At 70.6% G+C, this 19189-nt stretch carries 20 protein-coding genes; 1 reads left to right on the forward strand and 19 read right to left on the reverse strand.

Features of this window, described 5'->3' with window-relative positions; all coding sequences use genetic code 11:
• Positions 1-38: 38 nt before the first annotated feature.
• The 4 genes from rpsO to K9U15_RS07330 all read right to left on the reverse strand — a co-directional run bounded on the left by rpsO (position 39) and on the right by K9U15_RS07330 (position 3105).
• Complete coding sequence (rpsO, locus tag K9U15_RS07315; RefSeq protein ID WP_015538750.1) at positions 39-326, reverse strand: 30S ribosomal protein S15; 288 nt, start codon at positions 324-326, stop codon at positions 39-41.
• Positions 327-566: 240 nt separating this feature from the next.
• Positions 567-908: a GNAT family N-acetyltransferase gene (locus K9U15_RS07320; protein WP_301155952.1), complete on the reverse strand. Its 342-nt coding sequence runs from the start codon at positions 906-908 to the stop codon at positions 567-569.
• Positions 909-1188: 280 nt separating this feature from the next.
• Positions 1189-2340, reverse strand: coding sequence for a sensor histidine kinase KdpD (locus tag K9U15_RS07325; RefSeq protein ID WP_087189747.1), 1152 nt, complete (start codon positions 2338-2340; stop codon positions 1189-1191).
• A gap of 63 nt (positions 2341-2403) precedes the next feature.
• On the reverse strand, positions 2404-3105 hold the full coding sequence (locus K9U15_RS07330; RefSeq protein ID WP_301155835.1) for a response regulator transcription factor: 702 nt from the start codon (positions 3103-3105) through the stop codon (positions 2404-2406).
• 213 nt (positions 3106-3318) lie between these two features.
• Here K9U15_RS07330 and K9U15_RS07335 point away from each other — a divergent pair, with 213 nt between their 5' ends.
• Positions 3319-4137, forward strand: coding sequence for a C39 family peptidase (locus K9U15_RS07335; protein ID WP_227115576.1), 819 nt, complete (start codon positions 3319-3321; stop codon positions 4135-4137).
• Here the strand turns inward: K9U15_RS07335 and K9U15_RS07340 are convergent.
• From K9U15_RS07340 to K9U15_RS07410, 15 genes are all read right to left on the reverse strand, one after another.
• A complete protein-coding gene (locus tag K9U15_RS07340; RefSeq protein ID WP_087189745.1) occupies positions 4122-4370 on the reverse strand; it encodes a TIGR03905 family TSCPD domain-containing protein in 249 nt (82 codons plus the stop codon). The two genes, K9U15_RS07335 and K9U15_RS07340, sit on opposite strands and share 16 nt — an antisense overlap.
• 81 nt (positions 4371-4451) lie before the next feature.
• Positions 4452-5222 (reverse strand): DNA repair protein RecO, encoded by a 771-nt coding sequence (recO, locus tag K9U15_RS07345; protein ID WP_301155836.1) that lies wholly within the window; start codon positions 5220-5222, stop codon positions 4452-4454.
• A gap of 5 nt (positions 5223-5227) precedes the next feature.
• Entirely contained in the window at positions 5228-6808 is a 1581-nt protein-coding gene (locus tag K9U15_RS07350; protein WP_301155837.1) for a PASTA domain-containing protein, read from the reverse strand.
• Positions 6809-6961: 153 nt separating this feature from the next.
• The gene (gene era, locus K9U15_RS07355; protein WP_096226541.1) at positions 6962-7879 is read right to left on the reverse strand and encodes a GTPase Era; all 918 of its coding nucleotides are present in this window, start codon (positions 7877-7879) and stop codon (positions 6962-6964) included.
• 72 nt (positions 7880-7951) lie between these two features.
• Positions 7952-8446 carry a diacylglycerol kinase family protein gene (locus tag K9U15_RS07360; RefSeq protein ID WP_224768046.1) on the reverse strand — a complete coding sequence of 165 codons (495 nt, stop codon included), beginning with the start codon at positions 8444-8446 and terminating at the stop codon, positions 7952-7954.
• A 20-nt stretch (positions 8447-8466) separates the two neighbouring features.
• On the reverse strand, positions 8467-8934 hold the full coding sequence (gene ybeY, locus K9U15_RS07365) for an rRNA maturation RNase YbeY (RefSeq protein ID WP_096226542.1): 468 nt from the start codon (positions 8932-8934) through the stop codon (positions 8467-8469).
• 4 nt (positions 8935-8938) lie between these two features.
• Positions 8939-9895: a PhoH family protein gene (locus K9U15_RS07370; RefSeq protein ID WP_096226543.1), complete on the reverse strand. Its 957-nt coding sequence runs from the start codon at positions 9893-9895 to the stop codon at positions 8939-8941.
• A gap of 179 nt (positions 9896-10074) precedes the next feature.
• Positions 10075-11220 (reverse strand): C39 family peptidase, encoded by a 1146-nt coding sequence (locus K9U15_RS07375; protein WP_227115574.1) that lies wholly within the window; start codon positions 11218-11220, stop codon positions 10075-10077.
• A gap of 444 nt (positions 11221-11664) precedes the next feature.
• Positions 11665-13020, reverse strand: a complete 1356-nt coding sequence (locus K9U15_RS07380; RefSeq protein WP_301155838.1) for a MiaB/RimO family radical SAM methylthiotransferase — start codon at positions 13018-13020, stop codon at positions 11665-11667.
• Positions 13017-13814, reverse strand: a complete 798-nt coding sequence (locus K9U15_RS07385; RefSeq protein WP_154270766.1) for a 16S rRNA (uracil(1498)-N(3))-methyltransferase — start codon at positions 13812-13814, stop codon at positions 13017-13019. Before K9U15_RS07385 ends, K9U15_RS07380 begins: the two co-directional genes overlap by 4 nt.
• Before the next feature lie 10 nt (positions 13815-13824).
• Positions 13825-14964, reverse strand: coding sequence for a molecular chaperone DnaJ (gene dnaJ / locus K9U15_RS07390; protein ID WP_301155839.1), 1140 nt, complete (start codon positions 14962-14964; stop codon positions 13825-13827).
• Between the two features lie 58 nt (positions 14965-15022).
• On the reverse strand, positions 15023-16036 hold the full coding sequence (gene hrcA, locus K9U15_RS07395; RefSeq protein ID WP_301155840.1) for a heat-inducible transcriptional repressor HrcA: 1014 nt from the start codon (positions 16034-16036) through the stop codon (positions 15023-15025).
• A gap of 215 nt (positions 16037-16251) precedes the next feature.
• On the reverse strand, positions 16252-17361 hold the full coding sequence (gene hemW / locus K9U15_RS07400; RefSeq protein ID WP_301155841.1) for a radical SAM family heme chaperone HemW: 1110 nt from the start codon (positions 17359-17361) through the stop codon (positions 16252-16254).
• Positions 17362-17364: 3 nt separating this feature from the next.
• Positions 17365-18345: a tRNA dihydrouridine synthase DusB gene (dusB, locus tag K9U15_RS07405; protein ID WP_301155842.1), complete on the reverse strand. Its 981-nt coding sequence runs from the start codon at positions 18343-18345 to the stop codon at positions 17365-17367.
• Positions 18346-18623: 278 nt separating this feature from the next.
• On the reverse strand, positions 18624-19142 hold the full coding sequence (locus tag K9U15_RS07410) for a nitroreductase (protein WP_227115572.1): 519 nt from the start codon (positions 19140-19142) through the stop codon (positions 18624-18626).
• Between the last annotated feature and the right edge of the window lie 47 nt (positions 19143-19189).

Below are 19189 nucleotides of genomic sequence, written 5' to 3' on the forward strand. Positions count from 1 at the left end.
ATGCGCGGGAGCCCGCATGTGCGGGCTCCCGGTTCGTGCTAGATGTTGTCGCGGATGCCGAGCTTCTTGATAAGGGCACGGTATTCCTCGATGTCGCGGTTCTTGACGTACTTCAAGAGGCCGCGGCGCTTGCCGATGAGCATCATGAGGCCACGCTGCGTGTGCTTGTCCTTCTTGTGCACCTTCAGGTGCTCGGTGAGGTTGCGGATGCGCTCCGTGAGGATGGCGATCTGCACTTCGGGGCTGCCGGAATCGCCCTCGCCCTTGCCGAACTCCTTGATGAGCTCCGCGGTGCGCTCCTTCGTGATGCTGAGCTTGTCGGCCATGGTTCCACCTTTCCTTGGGCGCGCTCGCGCGCCGCCTCGTCATCGCCCCCGCCCGGCCAGGGCGGTTGCGTTCGTTGCGCTCCCCTCTGGGTGGGCATGCGGTGAGACATGCGGACCAAGCGGAGAGTGCCTGCGTTTTCGCAGCCTGCCTATTGTAGGCGATGCCGGAAGGGCGGGCAAGCGCCCGTGGCCCTCACCCACAGGTTGCCCACATTGCGGCCGCCGGCAGGGCCTCGGCCGCTACCGCACCAGGTCCAGCTCCATGAACACGTCGGCCAGGGGGTTGTCGTCGTAGCGGTCGATGTCGCGGAAGCCTAAGCGGCGGTAGAGGCCGATGGCGTTCGCGGACGTGGAGATGGTGTCGAGGCGCATGGCCCGAAAGCCCCGGGAGCGCGCGAGGCCGATGGCCTGCTCGGCCAGGCGCCGACCCCAGCCGTGCCCTTGCAGGCGCTCGTAAACGAACAGCGTCTTGAGCTCGCACACGTCCTTGGAAAGCGCCCGCACGCCCACGCAGCCGGCCACGTCGCCGCCGTCCTCGACAAGGCACCAGAAGGCCTCGTAGGCCGCCTCGACGTCGAGCAGGTGAGCATGGCGCCTCCGGGTCGAACGTGCGCCCCGACTCGGGCAGGCAGCGCGCGAGGAAGGCGCGCAGGGGGGCGGCGAGGTCGGGGCGGTAGGGCTCGATGATGGGCATGGGGCTCCTCTCGGTCGGTTGCGTCCCGTGCGGGCGGCGCGGGCACGTGCATAACGCCTTCATGATAGCGGCCCTTTGTTGCCGATCGATTTCAAGCTGGAATTTCGGGAACGCGCGCTGCGGGCCGCGCCCGGATGCCGCGTGCGGCGGATACGGCGGCCGCCCTCCTCACTTCCCCACGCTCGGGCCCTGCGGGATCCATACGGTGAACGACGTAAGGCCCGCGTCGCTCGTGGCGTAGATGTCCCCGCCGTGGGCGCGCGCGATCTCGCGCGCGATGGCGAGCCCGAGCCCCGCGCCGCCCCCGTCCGAGCCGCGTGCGGCGTCGGCGCGGAAGAACTTCTCGAAGATGCGCTCGAGGTGCTCGGGCGACAGCTCGCGGCCGCGGTCGGTCACGGTGAGCTCCCACCACACGAAGCCGTCCGGCGCGACCACGAGCCCCGTGCGCACGCGCACCTCGGTGCCCGCATCGGCGTAGGCCACGGCGTTCTTCAGCACGTTGTTCAGCACGCGCGCCACCCGCCCCGCGTCGGCGAACACGGGCAGCTCGTCCGGCCCGTCGAACACGAGCGAGAGGGAGCGCCCCTCGGCCAGCGGGTAGAACTCCTCTATCACCTGGCTCACGAAAAGCGCGCCGTCGAAGCGCGAGCGCTCGATGGGGATGGTCTGCAGGTTGTAGCGCGTGATCTCGAAGAACTCGTCGAGCAGCTCCTCCAGGCGGTACGCCTTCGCCAGCGTTATGCCCGTGTAGCGCGCCCGCACGTCCACCGGCAGGTCGGGCGACTCCTCCAGGAGCGTCAGGTAGCCGATGATGGACGTGAGCGGCGTCTTGATGTCGTGGGCCAGGTACACCACGAGCTCGTTCTTGCGCTCCTCGGCCGCTTTCGCCGCGCGCTCGCTGCGCTCGCCCTCGGCCTTGATGCCGTTCAGGAACAAGGCCGTGGGCGCGAGCTCGCTCGGCAGCACGACGGGGCCCTCGCGCTTGGCCAGCACGTCGGTCACGGAGTCGAGCAGCAGGTCGAAGTAGCGCAGGGCCCGGTTGATGCCCGAGCGCACCACCAGCACGATTCCTGCGATGAAGCCTACGGCCACGCACACGAGGAACAGGTTCGCGATGGCCGTATGCACCCAGTAATTCTGGCCCACGAGGTTGTACGCGAGGTTCGACAGGCTCGATCCCAGCGTGTTCATGAAGCCGAGGAACAGCGCCAGGTACACGACGGCGAACACGACCACGTTCACCAGCGTGCGCCGCAGGACGCTGTTCGAGAGCCGTCTCGTCTGGTCCTGCTTCGCCTGGCTGAATCCGCTCGCATCCATCGCGCGTCCCTTCCCTCACATCCGCCGCACCCGCCGCCGGCCGTCCGTGCGACGCCGATACCGCTATCCCAGCTTGTAGCCCACGCCCCACACCGTCTCGACGAACTCCTGGGAGGAGTCGATGGCGGCCAGCTTCTTGCGCAGGTGGCGTATGTGCACCATGACCGTGTTGTTGGACTGGGCGTTCGCCTCCTCGCCCCAGACGGCCTCGAACAGATCGCGCGACGCCACCGGCCGTCCGGCGGCGCGCAGGAGGCACGCGAGGATGGCGAACTCCTTGGGCGTGAGCGCGAGCGGTTCGCCGTGGAGCGTGGCCGCGTACGCCTCCTCGTCCACCGCCACGCCGCGCGCCTCGAGCAGCTGGGAGCCGAGCGGGCGGCCGCCCTCTGCCGGCGGCGCGCTGCGGCGCAGGCGGGCTCTCACGCGGGCCAGGAGCTCGCGCGGCTTGAAGGGCTTGACCACGTAATCGTCCGCCCCCAGCTCGAAGCCCACCACCTTGTCGATCTCCTCGTCCTTGGCGGTGAGGAAGATGATGGGCACCGAGCTCGTGCGCCGAAGCTCGCGGCAGCAGGCGAACCCGTCCATGCCCGGCATCATGATGTCCAGGACGACGAGGTCGAACGCCTCGTGCGCGGCCGCGGCCAAAAGGTCGGCGCCCGCGTAGAACGTGCGCACCTCGAAGCCGCCCTGGGCAAGCAGCTGGGCTACCAGGTCGGCGATGGCCGCCTCGTCGTCGCATACCGCTATGAGCTTCGTCTCCGCCACGCCCCGCTCCTCGCCGTTCCGCGCCCTCCGGGCGCCGGGCCGCTGCGCGGCCCTCGCTTCTCCTTGCGGCCATTGTATCGGCCCCGCCCCCGCCCACGGTGTAAGGAGGGGCATTATTAAGGAAAACATAAGGGATCCGTAGACGGTTCTCAAGGGACGCGGGGGCGCTGCTTGGGGATACTGGGAGGGAGGAACCGAGGAAAGGAAGCACCCATGACGTACACGAACTCGTACCGCGCGGCGCATCGGCGGCCGGCGGGCCGCGCGGCGCGCGCCTCCGCCACCGCGCCGATGCCGCCCATAGGACGCAACGGAGCGCCCGCGTACTCGCGCACCTCCTACCGCGCACCGGCCCCCTCCGCGGCGCGCAGGCGCCGATCTCTCGCGGCGCGCGCGGCGCTGGCCGTCGCGCTCGTGGCCGCGCTCGCCGGGGTGGGCTGGTACGCCGTCGGCACGCTCTCGGCCCTCGCTCACGGCGGGGCGGCCGCTGGCACGGGCACGCCGGACGCCCCGCAGAGCACGCCCCGCAGCGCCTGGCGCGCCGGCGAGGTCCCCGCGCTCTACCAGCGCGACCCCGCCTGGTCGCAGGCCCTCTACGGCGGCGACGCGTTCGGGGTGACCGGCTGCGGCCCCACGTGCCTGGCCATGGCATACGTGGCGCTCACGGGCAAAAGCGACCTCTCCCCCGCCGACGCCGGCGCGCTGTCCGAGCGGATAGGGTGCGCCTCCTCGGACGGCACGGCCTGGGACTTCATGACCGAGGGCGCCGCCCAGCTGGGGCTTACCGCAGAAGAGCTGCCCGCCGACGAGCCATCGGTGCGCCGCGCGCTCGTGGCGGGCCGGCCCGTGATATGCAGCATGGGGCCCGGCGACTTCACCAGCACGGGCCACTTCATCGTGCTCGCGGGGATCGACGAGCACGGGCGCCTCGAGATCCGCGACCCGAACAGCCCCGAGCGCACGGCGCAGACCTGGGATTTCGATACGGTGCTACGGCAGTGCCGCAACCTCTGGGCCTATTCGGCCGCCTGAGCGGAGCGCAGCGCGCGCACGAGCTGGTCGGCGCACGACGTGGTGCGGCGGCCGCAGGTATTGCCCTCCAGCAGCGCCGCCACCTCGTCCACCGCCATGCCGCGGACGAGCTTCGACACGGCCTTGAGGTTGCCGTCGCAGCCGCCGGCGAACTCCACGTGGGACACGCGGTCGCCGTCCAGCTCGACGCTGATGGCGCGCGAGCAGACGCCGCGCGGGGTGTAGGTATGCATGGTTCCTTCTCCTTCTTCGCGGGCCGCCGCCTTGCAGCTGCGCGCCCGGCGGCGGCCCTTGCCGGACGACGCGTTCGCGGTTCAGAACAGGCCGCAGGTGAACAGGAAGTTCAGCGACTTCAGGTTCGCGCCCACGTGCTCGTGCGCCCACTGCTGGCAGAAGCGCAGCACGGCGAACGACGCGGACGGGGGGACGTCGATCTCGGCGATCTCGGCGAACGTCGAGCCCATGAGCGCCCTGCACCAGGCCACGGTCGCGCCCGGCACGTCCCGGGCTTCCACGGACGGACGGCAGGCGGGACACACGATGCCGCCCTCGCAGAAGGACAGGGGCACCGTCCCCGCTCCCGCACCGCCCCGGACTTCGGCCCCGCACACGGCGCACGACGACAGGCTCGGCCGCAGCCCCGAGAGCGCGAGCGCCTTCAGCAGGTGCGCCGCGCACACGGCCGGGGCCTGCGGCGCCTTGGAGGCGTCGAGCGCGCCGAGCGCCGCCTCGGTGAGCGCGAACAGGCGGGGGTTCGCGAGCCCCTCCTGGGTCACGCGGTCCAAAAGCTCGGCCATGGGCGCGGCGCAGGCCGCATGCTCCAAGTCGCGGCGCAGGCGCTCATGGGAGGAGGCGATGCGCGCCTCCTTCACGATGCCCAGGTTGCGGCCCTCCGAGCACAGCAGGTCGACCGAGGAGTACAGCTCCAGCCGCGCGGCGAACGGGCTCGAGGGCTTGCGGGCCCCCTTCGCCACGGCGCGCGCCTGCGAGCCGTCCTGGGCGAGCAGGGTGACGATAAGGTCGCTCTCCCCCAGCTTCGTCTTGCGCAGCACGATGGCGCGCGCCGTGTACGTCGCGCTGGCCATCGTGCCTAGGAGACGCTTACGACGTTGTCGCTGTCGTCCCAGACGATGGTGCCGCTCTTCTGCTTGGACGAACCGCGCACCGTCTCGCCGTCGAGCGTGGTCACGGCCGCTGCCGTCACGGTGAACGACGTCTGGTTGTAGCCGGTGTACTTCACGTCGTCGACCGAGACGATCTCGTAGGTCGTGCCGCCCAGGGAGATCGTGCCGATGCTGGAAAGGTAGTCCTTCGCGGCCGGCACGAGCACGCTCGCGCGCGACATGGCCACGTTCACCGTCACGGAGGAGCCCGATGCCAGCTTCTCGCCCGCGGCGGGGCTCGTGCCCACCACCGTGCCCTCGGGCACGTCCTCGGTGTAGTAGTACGCCACCTCGGGCACGTAGGAGGCCTCCTCCAGGGCGGCCTTCGCGGCATCGAGCGGCTGGTTGGCCACGTCGGGCACCGTGAAGGGCACGGCCACCGTCACGGTGATGTCCGTGGAGGCCTTCGCCTTCTCGCCGGCCTCCGGGGTCACGGACAGCACCGTGCCCTCGGCCGTGTCGGACTTCTCCTCGGCGAACGTCACGCGCGCGAAGTCCTCGGCCTCGAGCAGCTTCGCCGCCTCGTCGCGCGTCTTGCCCACCACGTCGGGGACGATGCGCGGCACCGCCACGTGGATGACCACCTCGGAGCCCTCCTCGGCGCGCCCGCCGGACCCGGGATCGGTGAGCAGCACGAGGCCCTCGGTCTCGTCGGACTTCACCTGGGTGGCGCGCACGGTGAAGCCCTTGCCCTCCAGCTGGTAGGTGGCGTCGGCCTGCGTCATGCCCGCCACGACGGGGACCACCTTGCCGCCCCAGAGCTCCATCTGGTACGTGATGCCCGCCGCAGCGGCCGCAGCGGCCAGCAGCAGCACGATCACGATGGCGACCACGCGGCCGCGGCCGTGCTTCTTCTCGCGCGGGTCGGGTGCGCGGAACTCCTTCTGCTTCGGCGCGGCCTTGCCCTCGACGCGGGGCATCTCCATCGTGTCGCCCGAGCGCCACGCGGCCGCGGGGGGCGTATAGCTGGAATCCACCAGGCACTCGTCCAAGCCCGAGAGGTCCGCCGTGACCGCGGCGCTCGGCACAGCTGCCTGCTGACCGCCGTCCGCGGCGGGAGCGTCGTCGATGTCGCCGAAGTCGAACTCGTTGCCGTCCTCGTCCACGTCGACACCCGCAAGGCCGATGACCGGCAGCTTCGCGGGATCGAGCGGGCCCGAGCCCTGCGCCGTGCGAACGGCCGGGGACGCGAGGGGCTCCGGGTCGCCGGCCGGCCGCGCAGGGGCCGCTTCTCCGGCACCGGCGTCCGGGCCTTCCGCGGCCCCCGGCCCGTCGTCCTCGGGCGCGCCCGCCTCGCACGCGGGCAACCCCTCCGCCGCCTTGTCGACAGCGGCAGCATCGTCAACGGGTGCGGCGCCGCCCTCGGCCGCTATCGAGCGCAGCGTGTCGTCGCTCGTCGATGCGGCGGCCACGGCCGCCATGCGCCCGGTCAGCGGAAACCCGCACTCGTTGCAGAATTTCGCGCCCTCTTTGTTCTCTGATCGGCAGTTCGGACAGATCATGCTCATGCGTCTCCCTCGCGAAGTCAACTCCGTTGCGTATTGTAACGGAAAATCAGCGGGCGCGGCAGGGCATCCGGACGATGGCCGGTTTCGCGACAATACCTGCAAGAGGGCGCCGCGCCGAAGCTGCAGGCAGCCCCCCGCACGGGCTTCGCCTCCCTACGCGCCCTCGCCGTAGCCGAAGCGGCGGATCTGGCTCGCGTCGCGGCGCCAGTTCTTCTTCACTTTAACGGAGAGGTCCAGGTACACGCGGGTGCCCAGCAGCTGCTCCAGGTCGGCGCGCGCCTCGGTGCCGATCTGCTTGATGGCGGCGCCCTTCTTGCCGATGATGATGCCCTTCTGGCTGTCGCGCTCCACGTAGACCGTGGCGAAGATGCGGTGGAGGTCCTTCTTCTTGTCGTACTCCATCTCGTCCACGCGCACGCCGATGGCGTGGGGCACCTCGTCGTGGAACGAGCGCAGGATCTTCTCGCGGACGAACTCGGCCACCACGACCTCGATGGGCTGGTCGGTCTCCATGTCGGCCGGGAACCACGCGGGGCCCTCCGGCAGCAGGTACACGACCTCCTCCACGAAGGCCTCCACGTTCTTGCCCGTGGCCGACGACAGGCCCACCATGGCGTCCCACGCGCCCAGGGCCTCGGCGGCCTCGCGCTGGGCGGCGATCTGCTTCTCCGTCGCCAGGTCGACCTTCGACAGCACGCAGATCTTCTTCGAGCGAGCGCGGGAGAGCTGCGCGGCCACCCACTCGTCGCCGCGGCCGATGGGCTGCGAGGCGTCGATGAGCATGGCCACCACGTCCACGTCCTCGAGCGCCTTGAGCGCCGAGGTGTTCAGCTCCTCGCCGAGGGCGTCGTGGGGCTTGTGCAGGCCCGGCGTGTCCACCAAGATGAGCTGGAAGTCCTCGCGCGTGAGCACGGCGCGGAAGCGGTGCCGCGTCGTCTGCGCCGTGTCGGACGTGATGGCGATCTTCTTGCCCATGATGGCGTTGATGAGCGTGGACTTGCCGGCGTTCGGCCTGCCCACGAGTGTGACGAAACCTGACTTGAAGCCCTCGGCGTGCGGTTGGAAATCCATAGCGTGCATCCTTATGATCGATGTTTGGGGCGCCCCCGGTCGCCCGTTCCAGCAAGGGGAAGCGGCCGTTTGCTAGCCGAAGAAGAGAGCCCACGCGCGCGGGCCGAACACCACCGCGGCCACGACCAAGGCCACGACGGCGAACACGAGCACGGCTCCCGCCCCGCAGTCCTTCGCCCTGCGGGCCAGCTCGTGGTACTCGGGCGACACGAGGTCGACCACGCTCTCGATGGCCGTGTTCACGCACTCGGCCGCGAACACGGCGGCGATGCAGAGGATCACCGCGGCCCACGAGGCCCCGTCGATGCGCAGTGCGAAGCCCAGCGCCACGGCCAGCACGGCTATGCCCAAGTGTATCTTCATGTTGCGCTGCGTGCGCACGGCATAGGCGATGCCGTCCCACGCGCACTTGAACGCGCAGACGAGCGAGAAGCGCGAGCGGGCGCCCTTGTCCGCGTCGTTGCGCACGAAGCCCTCGCCGCAGCAGGGGGGCTCGTCGCGCGCGTCGCTCCCGCCCCTGTCGGGAACGTCCACGAGATCGTCCTCCACCGCCGTTTCCGCAGCCACGCCGCCTCCCCGCCTCTCCGCTACACCGTGCGCTTCGACCACGCCTCGAGGATCTCGGCCTCGCGCTTCTCCATGACCTCGGCCTCGTCGTCGGCGATGTGGTCGTAGCCGCAGAGGTGCAGCAGGCCGTGCACGAGCAAGAGGCTGATCTCCTCCTCGAACGACGTGCCGAACTCGCGTGTCTGGCGGGCGGCCACGTCGGGCGCGATGATCACGTCGCCCAGCTCGTAGACGGGGTCCTCGGCCAGGGTCATGGCCGACAGGTCGTCGTCCACGCCGTCGCATTCGAAGGACAGCACGTCGGTGGGGCCTTCCTTGTGGCGGTACTTCTCGTTGAGCGCGGCGATGGCCTCGTCGGTGACGAAGCTCACGGACACCTCCGTGTTGAAGGGCTTGTCCTCGCGAGCGAGCACGAACTGCGCCAGCTCGTGCAGCGGCAGCTTCTCCAGCTCGTCTTTGCGGTAGTCGTAGTTGATCTGGATGTCCATGTTGCTATGCCTTCCTGGTGGCCTCGTCGTAGGCGGACACGATAGCCGCCACGAGCGAGTGGCGCACCACGTCCTTGCCCGTAAAGTCGCAGAATGCGATGTCGTCGATGCCCGAGAGGATGCCCCGCACGCCCTTGAGGCCCGAGATGCCGCGCGGCAGGTCGAGCTGGGTCACGTCGCCCGTCACCACCATCTTCGAGCCGAAGCCCAGGCGCGTGAGGAACATCTTCATCTGCTCGGGCGTGGTGTTCTGCGCCTCGTCGAGGATGATGAAGCTGTCGTTCAAGGTGCGCCCGCGCATGAACGCGAGCGGGGCGATCTCGATGACGCCGCTCTCGATGAGCTGGGTGGCGCGCTCCATGTCGGTCATGTCGAACAGCGCGTCGTAGAGCGGGCGGATGTAGGGGTCCACCTTCTCCGTGAGGGTGCCGGGCAGAAAGCCCAGGCTCTCCCCCGCCTCCACCACGGGGCGCGTGAGGATGATGCGGCCGACCTCCTTGCGCTTGAGCGCTGCCACGGCCATGGCCATGGCGAGGTAGGTCTTGCCGGTGCCCGCCGGCCCGATGCCGAAGGTGATGGTGTGCTCGCGGATGGCGTCCACGTAGCGCTTCTGGCCTGCCGTCTTCGGGCGGATGGCCCGTCCGCGGTACGTGAGCAGGATGTCCTCCCGCAGCGCAGCGGGGCTGAACTCGGCCGTGCGCAACAGGTCGATGGCGTGGCGCACGTACTCCAGCGTGGGCTCGCCGCCGCCTTCCACGAGCTTGATGAGGTCGGAGAACAACGCCGTGAGCGACTGCACCTCGAGCGGGTCGCCCTCGAGCACGATGGTGTCGCCGCGCACGGTGATGCGCGAGGCGAACGCATCCTGCACGACATGGAGTATCTCGTCGGCCGGCCCGACGATGAGCGCCATGTTCACGCTCTGCGGGGCCGTGAGGGTGATTTGCGTCTGGTCTGTCATGGGGGCATTGTACCACGTACGGCTGCGACCGGCCTCGATGTCATCGAACCGACAAGGGAATATAGTGCAGGTGCCCAAATGAGCAGCGGCGGGCATGGAAACGTCGCCGAGAGGGCCCGGAGCGCAAGGCGGGCAGGAGAGGCGGAGAAACGCTTGCAGGCCGTTCGCCGGCGAGCGCGTCACGCGAGCCGGTAGGCCCACAGCGCCTTCGTCTGGCCGAGCACCGCGTCCACGTTCCAGCTCCGGTTCGAACGCTCGGCCGAGTACGGGTCGTTGACGGTAAGGTTTCCCGCGTCGTCGATGCCCGTGACGACGAAGAAGTGCCCGTTGTCGGTGAAGTCGCCGGGCCCGACGTTGCAGATGAGCACGGCCCCGCCCTCAAGCGCGGCGCGCACGCTGGCCGCGTCGGCAGCGACCTCCTTGCAGGAGAGGCCGAGCGAAGCCGCCTCGCTGACGAGGAACGTCGCGTCGGTGCCGTCGAACTGCGTCTCGTAGCCGCCCTCGCTCGCGCGCCTGCCCATGTCGTAGGGCGAGAGGTCGCCTTTGCCGGTGAGGCCCTGGTAGACCATGGCGAGCGACGTGGGGCAGCAGCCTGTCAGCGCGAACGCCGTGGAGCTGTAGACGGTGGATCCCCAGCGGGCATCCCACTGGTAGAGGCGCGGCACCTGGCCGGAGGCAGGGTCGTCCGTGCCGAGTGCGCTCTCGGCGGGGTAGGCATCGGGGAACGTGCGCACGAAGGGCAGGGCCTCGGGCTCCGTGGCCGCCAGCTTGAGCAGCTTGTACTGCACGGCCGCCCCGTCGACAGCGTAGGCGTCCGGATGGGCGGCGATCCATACGGCGTCGTCGCTCGTCTCAGCCGCCTGGACGAGCCGGGCGGCCAGCTCGTCGCCGAGCACGGCCTTGAGCTCGCCCTCGTCGATGGGATCGCGCGGCGCCTGCTGCTGGACGGGGGCCTGGTCGGCCTCGTCCGGCACCGGCGCCGCCTCGCCGGCGGCCATGCAGCCGCGGACGCCCGCGACGAGCGCGATGACGAGCACGACCGCGACGACCGCGATCGCGAGGCGCTTGGGCCCGACGGCGCGCACGAGGTTCGTCGCAGCCTCGGAGAGGGCGAAGAGGGGCTCCGGGCCGTGCGCCTCCGACGAGCGTCGATTGCCCGTTCCGGGACGGCTCGAACGGAGGCGGCCCGAGCTTATCGGCCCATGCGCGTCGGGCGCATCGGGCGCGACGCTCTCGCCGCGTGAAGCGGGCGCCCCTCCGCGCATGCGGGCCTGGCGCTCCTCGAGCCTCCTCCGCGCCCGCTCGCGCGCCTCGTCATCGGCCATCGGCGCCTCCCGTCCTCTCCCGGTCATCCGGGAAACCATATCACACCTGATCCTATGGGGGAAGCTTCCCACACGCACGCCATATGGCAGAATGCGCGGGCAATGGAGCGGATCGGGGCATCGGCCCACGCCGGTTCGCAGAGGCCCGTCCGCGTTCGTTTCGGGGAGGGCAAGCACCGCGAATGGTAGGAAATCACCGAATTCGGAAGTTGAGGGCGACCCGAAGTCGCCGAAGCGGAGGTTGAGCCGGAAAGGAGGAATCGCGACCAGGCACTATGCCGGAAAGCGCTTCCCGAAGCCACCGAGACGGGGCATAGTTTTCCGAATTCGGTGATTTTATGCCGTTCGAGCGCGCATCCGAGGCGAAAGGCCCGGTCGATCCAGGCACCGGGCGCACAGGCAGCGAGCCGATGCCCGAACGAGCCTGCGCCGGGAGACGCCGTGCTACATCGTCGCCTTCACGAGCGTGCCCAACGGGGCCCCGACGGGAGCGGGCAGCTCGAAGTAGCTTTCCGACATGGCCACGCCACCTTCCTCGACCAGCGCGAGCTCGACGGTTCCCACGCGGCGGGCGCGCTCGGACGCGCGCAGCTCGTCGCCGAAGGCGCGCAGCGCGGCGGCTCGGGCCGCCTTGACCTCGGTAGGCACCTGGTCGGCTCGCGCGGCGGCGGGCGTGCCGGCGCGGCGCGAGTACGGGAAGGCGTGTATCTTCGCGAAGCGGCAGGCGCGCGCGAGGTCGAGCGTCTCCTGGAACTCGGCGTCGGTCTCGCCCGGGAAGCCCGCGATGATGTCGGTGGACAGCGCCAGCTCGGGCACGGCGGCGTAGAGCCGCTCCACGAGCGCGCGGAACCGCTCCGCGTCGTAGGGGCGCGCCATCTCGCGCAGCACCTTCGAGCTTCCCGCCTGCAGCGGCAGGTGCAGATGGCGGCAGACGCGGCCGTCGGCGGCGGCGAGGAGGTCGATGAGCGCGTCGTCCACGTCGCGCGGCTCGACGCTCGAGATGCGAAAGCGCACGGGGAGCGCGCCGGGCTCGTGCAGGTCCGCCGTCTCGTCGAGCAGGCGGCGCAGCAGGCCGGCCAGGCGCGTCGCGGACGGGTCGCGACGCCCACCGTCGCAGTACGAGCCCAGGTTGATGCCCGTGAGCACGATCTCGCCCGCGCCCGCCCGCGCGTACGCCGCGCACTCGCGCACGACCTCGTCGGCGGGGCGGCTCGTCGCCCGGCCGCGCGCCACGTGCACGATGCAGTACGTGCACGCGTTGTCGCACCCGTCCTGCACCTTGACCCCCACCCGGGTGCGGAACCCGGACCCGATATGGAGCAGGGGGGCAACGTCACCCTGCTCGATGGGAGCGCACGCAGTTTCGGAAGCCCCGCGCGCCGCGCCGCGGGAAGGGCCTGCGGGCCCCTCGGCTTGCACGGCGGAGACGTTGGCGGGATCGGCAGGCTCGCCGGCCGCACTGCGGGAGGAGCAGGCCTCGCACCAGTCCCGTATCGCATCGGCGAGCTGGGCCTTCCCCACCACGGTGACGCGGGCGTCGAGAGCCTCGTAGAACACCGCATCGATGGCGGCGGCACAGCCGGTGACCAGGACGCGGGCGCGATCGTTCGCGCGCAGGGCGCGGCGCACGGCCTTGCGGGTCTTCTTCTCGGCCTCGCCGGTGACCGTGCACGTGTTGACCACGATGAGGTCGGCTTCCGCTTCGGGCGTCTCCACGCCGCACGCGGCGAGACGCGCCGCCGCGTCGTCCGACTCGACGCGGTTCACCTTGCACCCCAGGTTGACGACGGCGAAGTTCATCGCGCGCCCGCCCTCGCGCGACGCTCCAGCTCGTACAGCACGAGCGCGGGCGCCACGATGCCGGCGGTCTCCGTACGCAGGATGGACGGGCCGAGCGACACGAGCGAGGAGCGGGGGTTGCAGGCCGAAAGCGCCTCCACCTCACGCTCGGTCAGGCCGCCCTCGGGCCCCACCACCACGGCCACGCGAGCGCCCTGCGCCGCCGGGCCGCCGCCGAGCGCACGGTCGAGCGCGACGTCGAGCCGCGACGCGCTGGGAGCCTCCTCCCAGCACACGAGCACCGCCGCGGCCGTCTCCAGCAGCGCGCACGTCTCCCCCAGGCCCGCCGGCTCCCGCACCTCGGGCACGGCCGGCTGCCCCGACTGCATGGCCGCGCTCTTCGCGATGGCGCGCCAGCGCCCGGCCTTCGCCGCCGCCTTCTTCGCGTCGAGCCGCACGACGGAGCGCTCGCATGCCAGCGACACAAACGCCGCCACGCCCAGCTCGGTGGCGTGGCGGATCACCGTCTCCATCTTGTCGCCCTTGGCCAGGCCTTGCACGAGCGTCACCGACGGGCCTGCGTCCGCGCGCTCGAAGCGCTGCGCGATGCGCACGAGGGGCACCTCGCCGTCGAAGGACACGATCTCGCAGGCGAAGTAGTCCTGCGCGGCATCCACCACCGCGATGCGCTCGCCCGGCGCCAGCCGAAGCACGCGCGCATGCCTCGCGTCGTCCGCCGCGAGGCGCAGCGGGAACGACTCGCCAACCTCGTCGGCGAGCACCTGCTCGTCGAGGTAGAAATGCTGAAGGGACATCGCTCGCCCGCTAGTTGAAGGCGTCGCGCAGCTTCTGCAGGGGCGTGCGCTCGTCGGAGACGTCCTCGCCCAACTCCTCGGCCAGCTGCTCCAAGAGCTCGCGCTGCCTCTTCGTGAGCTTCTTGGGCACCACCACGTTCACGTGCACGAACATGTCGCCGCGCGCGTCGCTGCGGAACTTCGGCATGCCGAAGCCCTTCACGCGCACCACCTGCTCGTTCTGGCAGCCCTCGGGTATGCGCACCTGCACCTTCTCGCCCTCGAAGATGCCGTCGATCTCGATCTCGGCTCCGAGGGAGGCCTGCACGATGGACACGTTCGCCCGCGCGTGCAGGTGATCGCCGTCGCGCTCGAAGAACTCGTGCGGCTGGATGCGCACCGTGACGATGAGGTCGCCGGGCGCCGCGCCCTGCATGCCCGCCTCGCCGAACCCGGACAGGCGCAGCTGCTGCGAGTCGCGGATGCCCACCGGCACCTCCACGGTCACGCGCTGGCGGTCGGGCACGCGGCCCTGGCCCTCGCATTCCGGACACGGGTTCTCCACCGAGCGGCCCGTGCCGTTGCAGGTCTTGCACGTGGTGGCCGTCTGCATGTCGCCGAGGAACGTGTGCTGCACCGAGACCACGCGGCCCTGGCCGCCGCAGTCGGGGCAGGTGATCTCGCGCCCGTCGGGGCCGAGGCCCGAGCCGTCGCAGTCGGGGCACGGCGCCAGGCGGTCGTAGACGATCTCCTTCTTGGCGCCCGCGGCCACCTCCTCCAGCGTGACGCGCAGGCCCACGCCCATGTCGCGGCCCTCGCGGCGCTGCTGCTGGCGCCCGCCCGCGGCCCCGCCGAAGAACGAGCTGAAGATGTCGCCCATGCCGAAGCCGCCGCCGAACAGGTCCTCGAAGTCCACGTAGCCGCCGCCCCCGTAGGGGTTGCCGCCGCCCGCCGCGCCCGGTATGGTGCCGAAGCGGTCGTACTGGGCGCGCTTGCCGGGGTCGCTCAGCACGTCGTACGCCTCGTTCAGCTCCTTGAACTGGTCCTCGGCGTCGGGCGCCTTGTTCACGTCGGGGTGAAGCTCGCGCGCGCGGCGTCGGAACGCCTTCTTGATCTCGTCCTCCGTGGCGTTCTTGGAAACGCCCAGAACCTCGTACAGATCCTTGGCCATTGCTCTTGCAGTACCTTCCTCGTTTGACGGCGCCCCTCGTGCGGGCGCCGTGCAAGCCCTATACGTCCTGAAGCGCCGCGCTCGCGATGCGCACCGCCCGCAATACCTTCGAATAGTCCATGCGCGTGGGCCCGATGACGGCCACGACGCCGGCCGACTCCCCGCGCCCGTAGCGGCTGGCCACCACGGACACGCCGGCCAGCTCCGCCGCGTCGTTCTCGCGCCCGATGCGCACGCTGGGCGTGCCGTCGCCCTGCCGCACGGCGTCGTCCAGGATGTGCAGCATGACCGTGTCGTCCTCGAGCACCTGCATGACGGGCAGCAGCGCCTGCGACTGGCTGAACTCGGGCTTCGTCAGAAGCGAGCTCACGCCCAGCCGATGGGCGCGCGACAGCTCGCTCTCCTGCAAACACGACAGCACCTCGTCGAGCGCCATGCGCACGAGCGGGTCGCGGAACGCCTCGGCCATGCCCTGGCCCAGGCCGTCCTCGATCTGCTGGAGCGACTTGCCCGTGAACACGTCGCCCAGAAACGCCTGCACGCGCGCCAGGTCGTCCGAGGACACCTCCTCGGCGAACTCCATCTGGCGGTTGAACACCTGGCCGTCCTCGGTGACGAGCACCACGAGCGCGCGGTACGCGTTGAGCGAGATGAACGAGAGCTGCTTGATATGCAGGTTCAGAACCGACGGCGCCAACACGATGGAGAGGCAATCGGTGATGCGCGTGAGGGCCGACGACGTCTGCTCGAGCAGCGCGTCGAGCTCGCTCGCGCTGCGGCGCAGCTCGTCCACGACGGGGCGGTAGCGCTCGTCCTCGCCCGCGAGGTCGGTGGCAAGCAGGTTGTCCACGAACGCGCGGTAGCCGTGGTCGGTGGGGATGCGCCCGGCCGAGGTGTGCGGCTGCGTGATGTAGCCGCCGTCCTCGAGCACCGACAGCTCGTTGCGCACGGTGGCCGGGCTCACGCCCAGTTGGTAGCGCTCCGTGAGCGTGCGCGAGCCCACCGGCAGGGCGCACGCGACGTATTCCTCGATGAGCGCGGCCAGCACCCGCTGCCTGCGATCGGATAGCACGCCTCTCCACCTTCCTCTCTCGCTTGACCGGTCTCCGCCGCGCGCCCGAGCCGGCTTTCGGCACGCACCCGCGGCAGCGCCGCTCTGACGAGTCGGCGCCGAGCACCTATTTTAGCAGCCGATGCAAGAGAGTGCTAAGAAAAGCGAAGGAAATGTGCATATGGGCGGAGCCGGGCGGCCGGGAGGAGCGCGGGGAAGGGTCGCCGGCGAAGGCCCTACGCCAGGTCGAACAGCCTTCCGTACAGCTCGTTGCCGCACAGCCAGCCGCGATCGGTGGGGCGCCAGCGCCCGCCTTCGTGCACGACGAGGCCCTCCCCCTCCAATTCTGCGAGCACGGCGGGGGCGTCGGGCAGCAGGACGGCGGCGCACGCCACCTGCTCGTCGGACACGCCGCAGGTCATGCGCATGCCCAGCATCAGGTCCTCGGCGGCCATGCCGCGCGCATCCAAGTCGTCGGTCACCCGCCCGTCCTGCACGCGCATGCGGCGCTCCGCGTTCTGGGTCATCGTGGCCGCCGAGCGGCCGAGCCCCAGGTACGGCACGCCCGTCCAGTACGCGATGTTGTGGCGGCACGCGAAGCCGGGGCGGGCGTAGCTCGCCACCTCGTAGCGCTCGTAGCCGGCCTCGGCCAGCACGCGCGCGGCGATCTCCATGTGCGCGGCCTCCACGTCGTCGTCGGGCTCTTCCAGCTCGCCGGCGAGCACGGCGGCATCGAAGGGCGTGTGCGCCTCGATGGTCAGCGGGTACACGCTCACGTGCGCCGCGCCGAGCGCCGCCGCCTCGCGCACGCTTGCCTCGAAGCTCCCGGCGCTCTGGCCGGGGATGCCGCACATGAGGTCCACGCTCACGTTCTCGAAGCGCGTATGCGCCGCCTCGATGGCGCGGCGCGCGTCGTCGGCCGAATGGGCGCGCCCGAGCGTGCGCAGCACGTCGTCGTCGAAGCTCTGCACGCCGATGGACAGGCGGTTCACCCCGAGCGCCCACACGTCGCGCACCATGCGCTCGGTCAGGCTCTCCGGGTTCGCCTCCATCGTGCACTCCACCTCGGGCGTCAGGTGCATCGACAGCGACAGCGTGTACAGCAGCATGGACAGCCGCGCCAGGCCGATGTGGCTCGGCGTCCCGCCGCCCGCGTACACCGTCTCGAGCGCCCCGAGCTCGCCCTCCTTCGCCTTGCGGCGTATCTGCAGGCAGAGGTCCTCCACGTACGCGTCGATCTCCGGCGCGTCGGCCGGGACGGCCGAGGTGGCGAAGTCGCAGTACCCGCACCGCCTCACGCAGAACGGAAGGTGGAGGTACAGGGCGCGATAAGGGTCGTGCGGCATGGTCTAGCCCTCCTGTTCATGCTCGCCCAGCAAGGCGAGCAGCTCGTCGAACACGCGGTCGAAGTCCTCGACGGACACGCAGGCGTTGATCCTCGCGCGCGCCGCGGCGGCGCCCGGCAGGCCCGCGAGGTACCACATGGCGTGCTTGCGCATGCGCACGATGTTCTTCCCCTCCCGCTGCGAGAGCAGCCGCGCGTGGCGGCGGGCCATGGCGATGCGCTCGCGGGCGCCGGGGGCCGGCGGCTCGGCCGCGCCCGCGAGCGCGGCCTTCGCCTGGGCGAACACCCAGGGGTTGCCCTCGGCGCCGCGGGCGATCATCACCGCGTCGCAGCCGGTGCGCGCCGTGAGCGCCACGGCGTCGACGCCCGTGCGAACGTCGCCGTTGCCGATGACGGGCACGCCCACGGCCTCCTTCACGCGCGCGACGACGCCCCAGTCGGCGCTGCCGCGGTAGAGCTGCTCGGCGAAGCGGCCGTGCACCGCGACGGCGCACGCGCCCGCGTCCTCCATGCGGCGTGCGAAGTCCGGCGCCGTCTCCTCGCCCAGGGCCCAGCCGCGGCGGAACTTCGCCGTCACGGGATGCGACACGGCCGAGCGCACGGCGCGCACGATGGCGGCGGCCAGCCCAGGGTCGCGCATGAGCGCCGAGCCGTCGCCCTTCGACACGATCTTGCGCGCAGGGCAGCCCATGTTGATGTCGAGGTACGCCAGCGACTCCCCCATCTCGTCCTCGATCCAGGCGGCCTGCGCGGCCATGGTGTCCGGCTCGTGGCCGAACAGCTGCACGGCCACCTGGTCCTCGCCGGGCGCGAGGTGCAGTAGATGGCGCGTCTTCTCGTTGGCGTAGGAGAGCCCCTTCGCCGAGACCATCTCGGTGAAGGCGAGGTCGGCTCCCTGCTCGCGGCAGAGCGCTCGGAACGCCTCGTCGCTCACGCCCGCCATGGGCGCGAGGAGAAGGCGGTGCTTTTGGAAGAACTCGTGCATATCCTGCTTCCTTTGCCCGCGTTTTCGTCACGGCATGTCGAAAAACGCGCGGTTTGGCAATTGCGATCCATCGTCGAAAAAACCGACCTGGGATTATAGCGGTATCCTGTAGCGAGCACGCTTCGAAACGCGCTTCTCGATTGCCAAACCGCGCGTTTTTTGGCAGGAAGGGCGTTCGGGCGCGGCATGCTCCCGGCACCGTCGCCCTTGCGAGAAAGCGTCGCGCGCGGCCTTGCGGCTTCGGCGGCGCAACCCGCCCCGGAATGGCAGCCGGCGCGCTACGCCCACACCACGCGGCTCTTGCGGTCGTGCGCCGTTCCCTCGGCGGCGGCGTGGCCGAGGGCGCACACGCCATGCACCTCGGCCGTGGCCGGCACGCCGAGCGCGTCGAGCTCCGCGCGCACGGCGGGCTCGTCGCAGATGCCCTGCAGCTGGTTGATCCACACGCTGCCCAGGCCCAGGCTGTGGGCGGCCAGCATCATGCCCTGCATCGCGCAGCCGTCGTCCTCGCGGCCGAACGGGGCGCCCTTCTCGTGCGCCACGATCACGATGGCCGCGGGGCCGTACATGTCGTAGGCGTCGCGAGCGAGCGCGACGCGGATTACCTCGGCCAGGCGCGCGACGCGTTCGCGGTCGCCAACCACCACGAACGTCCACTCCTGGCGGTTCATCGCCGAGGGCGCCCACTGCCCGCATGCAACGATGGCCTCCAGGTCCTCGCGCGCGACGGGCTCGTCCCGAAACGCGCGCACGGAACGGCGGGACAGGATGTTCTCTATGACCGGGTTCGTTCTCACCGGGTTCCTCCTTCTCATGTCGGTTCGAGGACGGCCGGGCGCATGCA

This window comes from Gordonibacter sp. RACS_AR68 (genome assembly GCF_030418485.1).
In the GTDB taxonomy this organism is placed as follows: Bacteria; Actinomycetota; Coriobacteriia; order Coriobacteriales; family Eggerthellaceae; genus Gordonibacter; species Gordonibacter urolithinfaciens.